This window comes from Blastocatellia bacterium, from assembly GCA_035275065.1.
Lineage (GTDB): Bacteria > Acidobacteriota > Blastocatellia > UBA7656 > UBA7656 > DATENM01.
Genome location: DATENM010000042.1, coordinates 1 through 4,070, shown reverse-complemented (window position 1 = coordinate 4,070; position 4,070 = coordinate 1). Strand labels below are relative to the sequence as shown.

The 4,070-nt window shown below is 51.7% G+C and carries 5 protein-coding genes; all 5 read right to left on the bottom strand.

Features of this window, described 5'->3' with window-relative positions; all coding sequences use genetic code 11:
- Window positions 1-248: 248 nt before the first annotated feature.
- Window positions 249-686 (bottom strand): hypothetical protein, encoded by a 438-nt coding sequence (locus VJ464_09450; protein ID HKQ05345.1) that lies wholly within the window; start codon window positions 684-686, stop codon window positions 249-251.
- 819 nt (window positions 687-1,505) lie between these two features.
- Complete coding sequence (locus VJ464_09445) at window positions 1,506-2,588, bottom strand: hypothetical protein (GenBank protein HKQ05344.1); 1,083 nt, start codon at window positions 2,586-2,588, stop codon at window positions 1,506-1,508.
- A 253-nt stretch (window positions 2,589-2,841) separates the two neighbouring features.
- Complete coding sequence (locus tag VJ464_09440) at window positions 2,842-3,165, bottom strand: DUF2442 domain-containing protein (GenBank protein ID HKQ05343.1); 324 nt, start codon at window positions 3,163-3,165, stop codon at window positions 2,842-2,844.
- A complete protein-coding gene (locus VJ464_09435) occupies window positions 3,099-3,404 on the bottom strand; it encodes a DUF4160 domain-containing protein (GenBank protein HKQ05342.1) in 306 nt (101 codons plus the stop codon). Before VJ464_09435 ends, VJ464_09440 begins: the two co-directional genes overlap by 67 nt.
- Window positions 3,405-3,557: 153 nt before the next feature.
- Window positions 3,558-4,040, bottom strand: a complete 483-nt coding sequence (locus VJ464_09430; GenBank protein HKQ05341.1) for an isoprenylcysteine carboxylmethyltransferase family protein — start codon at window positions 4,038-4,040, stop codon at window positions 3,558-3,560.
- Window positions 4,041-4,070 lie beyond the last annotated feature (30 nt).

Sequence of the window (4,070 nt, the reverse complement as noted above, 5' to 3'; positions counted from 1 at the left end):
TTGCATAGTTTAGCGAAATTAGCTCTGGCCTTTGTGTATGTCGTTTGAATTGCCATCACTCACCTACTTGTTTTGATGTGTACAGATTAACAGTACAGGTCGTCAAATCATTGGTCAAGGGCGGGCGATAGGCGTCTAACGCCCGCGTTCACCGGGCCGCCGAGCGGCAATGGCCGAAGCATGAGAAGTCCGCTTCGGCGGCTCCGGTGCATGTCGTTGTTAGATGGTGTTGCTGCATGACTATCTGCTCATTTTATGCCGTGAAAGACTTTCTTGAACTTGACCTTTCCCAAACATCCCAGCTTCTTTGCCAGTCTTTCTGGCGTTGCGTTCTTGAAGGCTTGTTCATCCCAGACATTCACATTCGTAGACCTATTGAGTGGGTCCTGGAATTGTTTTACATACTCAAGAATCTCATTCAGATGACAGCCTCTTTTATTGATGAGTTGCTTTAAATTCTCTCTTACCTCTTTATTCTCCCTCAGTTTAGCCGATCTTTCATCGCGGCTGAAAACGCCACTCACTATTGTATGTTGCCAGCGCACCCGGCTATAGCCTCCAGCATTCGGGCCTTCTATGTTGATCGGCAGCTCATCAACTTTGATAATGCGATGATAATAATCTGACCAATACGCCAAATGCTGGCCTACTAACATTAGCTGTTCATTAGTAATAATATCTTGCAAAGTGGCTCACCTCCACGAATAAGAATGTTGTGACCAGTAAAGATCAACCATCAAAGTTTCTTAAATTGCACAGATAAATTCAATCAGCCATCTAACGCCACGCATCACCGGGCGCGGCGTGTCGCACTTGACCAATGACGAGAACCGCGCTCGCCGCGCTCCGGTGCATGCGCTTGTTGGGCGTCGCCTGTAACCTCAACCCCCTCAAAACCGTCGGCCTCCCGCCCTCGTCCCATCCCATTTTCGACGATTCCCGGTTCTGCCCTACGCTTCCCGCCCTGTCCCATTTTTCCTACGCTGCGCGGCCATCTCGCCGCCACTGCCTGCACCCCTCATGGCTGCTGACCCCGCCCTGGCTTGTGTTGCCGACCATCTCGCCCGCCGCAAAGCGCCGCCGCCATTGCCGCTGTCGCTTGCCCATCCTTTGCGGTCCACCAAATCCTTTAACCGCGGCGATGCGATGCCCGCCGCTCACCGGCGTTTGTCTGCCGGTTGTTGCCAACCTCGCCGCTGCGCCGGGTGACGGTCGCCAGCGGTGCGACGCCAATGAATGATCGTTGCAGGCAAGTCAGGCCATCCGCCAGATTGCATCGTTGCGCCAGTCAGCGACTGGGGGCGCGTCGCCCAACGAACACACATCACCGGGCCGCGAACGGCCCTAGCCGAAGCATGAGAAACTCGCTTCGCGGCCTCCGCTGCAACGCCTTGTTAGACCCCGTTTCGACATTATGATCTCTCATTATCTGTTAACTGAAAATAGAACCGCCAGCAAATCACAATGGATTCACTGGCGGTTGTTAATTCTAACTGCTCTTTCTATTATTCTCGGAGGAAAAATACATCCCAACCCCAGCGGCCTACCTGCGCGCCATGCGCGTCATAGACTTTTGCCCGATATTTAAAACTATTACCATATCGGTCAGTTCGTTTCGACTCTTTATAGTCAAGGCTAATTGCATAAATGCCAAGCTCAGTTAAGGGGTGCAGCTCATTTGCTTCCGATACCCCATTATGGTTTGCATCCTGCCACAGACGGAGTAGTGGGAAAATCCTATCTCTGCTATCGATTTTGCCATCGCCATTACCGCCATTTTCAGGCTTATCATATTCAGCAAGAGCAAGAAAGCCATTAGGGGTAGCTGAAAGGGGTTGCGGAGTCTTATTGCCGAATAGCTCTGTGCCATCGTCTATGGTGCCATTATTGTTGCGGTCGAGAGCAAGAAATGCATCGTCAGAACCGGGAGCAGTCCATGAAACTTTATGCGGCACGCCGCTACCGTTAAGATCGAACATCACGCCCGATGTGAAATCTGTAAGCTCAAAGCCATTCCCTGAGATGTCGATTAATATCGGACTGACACAGCAACTGTTACAACTCGGATCACAACTTCTGGTTTCGCCCCTATCACCACAGTCATTGGTACAACCGCCGCCGCCGCCCGCAGTTTGAGACTGAACAAGAATGCTGACAATGACAAATTTTGGATCAATGATTGTTGACCCTGTGGCAGTATCAAGCCGAAGTTCCATAGTAACTGTGCCGGTATGTGAATTATCAGCATTCGTAGTAAGCGTAAAGCTATAATTTGTGGATTGGCCGCCGCCAGCTAGAGTTTGAGTCAGTGTGCGAGCAGAGACTGAATAACCAACGCTCATAGGGTTAGAGTAATCGCTAAAATCAACTTTTGCTTGAGCTGTATTCTGAACGTCGGATGATGTGACAACTGGTATTGTAAAAGTAACGGAGTCATTAGAAGCATAAATTGCGTTCTTATTCTGCGATGCACCGCCCAGATGGACATTAGCTACGAAAGGTCTAACAGCAACTGAACTATGGGAGAACACAATGCCGGTGAAAATCAGGAAGCCGATAAGAGGGAACACCCTAATAGGTTTGAACATGGTAGACCTCCTTTTCAAAACCAACGATTTGTAGCTACGGACGTAGCCCAAAGATCGGGAGTAGTTTAAAGTACAGTCCTCTTATACTACCCTCGATAGATGATGTCAATAAAATTCTAAGGAAATGACAACGTAACGGGCAGGGGTCTAACGCCCGCGTTCAGCGGGGCCGCGAACGACCTCACAAGAACGCATGAGAACCGCGCTGCGCGGCCTCCGCTGTAACGCCTTGTTAGACGCATGTTCGCTGAGATCAAATTCTATTCTCGTATAAATCCGCTATCGGGAAACACAAGCCATAGTCGTCCCATACCAGTTCGCCGTACTCCAGTTTGAAATTCGCAAACTTTTTCGGATCGAGGTAGGCTTGAATCATCGGATTGCGGGAGGCTTGCAGGAATGGTTCGAAATCTATGATTCGCTCTATCCCGTCGCTGAAGTAAAGTTTGAGTTTGTAGTCGGATAGTTGCTCGACTCGAAGAATGTCGATCACCGCCCCTTCGGGAAGAATCACTTGATCTTCTTGGTAACCTTCTGCGGCTCTACCGGTTTGTGAAGCACGAAGTAATCGATCCATTTCTGAACTATCTCCTCAGCGTAGTGCTTGGTCAAGGTCTGGAAGTTCTTCAATTCTGACTGGCTCAATGGCTTTCTCCCCTTGACCGGGGTGTATTCAATTCTAACCACCTTCCCGTTTTCAAGAGTGAGTTCGGCTTTGCTTTCTCTCCCCTGACACTTGCCATGAACATGGATAGGCTCATGCTCGTTGGAGTAAAACAGCACAATGATCCCAAAATATTCATAAAGCTTTGGCATCTCAGAAATCTTGCCAGCGAGGGTCTCATCACAGCAAGCTCTAGTGGAAATGCGTCTAACGAACACACATCACCGGGCGCGGCATGGTGCATGGAAGTAGCCATAAGCAGCCCGCTTGCCGCGCTCCGGTGCATGTCGTTGTTAGGCGGCCCGTCATCGCCACCGCCTCGGCAGCCATCGCCCTACCTCCCCGCAGTACCTCACGTACGTTTCGCCGAACTTCCCCTCCAGCAGCCGCTCCTCGACCAGGACCACGAACAGATGAAAGAATATTCCTACCGCCGTCGCGTAGATCAGAACCCGCCAGGACTGCAAGAACACCGCCCAGCCGGCGATCACCAGCAGCACACCGACGTACATCGGGTTGCGGATGTACCGGTACAGCCCGCGAGCGACTAGCCGCTGGGGCGCGTCTATCGGCGCCGGCGTGCCCCGCCCGGTCATCGCGAAATCCCATAAGCACCAGAAGTAAACCGCTGCGCCAAGCAGCAGGGGAAGCAGAGCGCCGACTTGGCTCGCACGCCAGTCGAAGGCCAGGGCAGCGGGAGGCCGCGTGACGACTCGCAGCGGCAGGTAGACGGCGACCGTGCCGGGGACTAACACCGTAAAGAGGATGTTCTTTAGCAGCAGAAACATTATTGTTACTAGGGCCAGGCCACCTAACGC

What these genes read in the sequence shown, in the direction of transcription:
- VJ464_09430 (HKQ05341.1), bottom strand. Translation starts at nt 4,040, where the DNA reads ATGTTTCTGCTGCTAAAGAACATCCTCTTTACGGTGTTAGTCCCCGGC.
- VJ464_09445 (HKQ05344.1), bottom strand. Translation starts at nt 2,588, where the DNA reads ATGTTCAAACCTATTAGGGTGTTCCCTCTTATCGGCTTCCTGATTTTC.
- VJ464_09440 (HKQ05343.1), bottom strand. Translation starts at nt 3,165, where the DNA reads ATGGATCGATTACTTCGTGCTTCACAAACCGGTAGAGCCGCAGAAGGT.
- VJ464_09435 (HKQ05342.1), bottom strand. Translation starts at nt 3,404, where the DNA reads ATGCCAAAGCTTTATGAATATTTTGGGATCATTGTGCTGTTTTACTCC.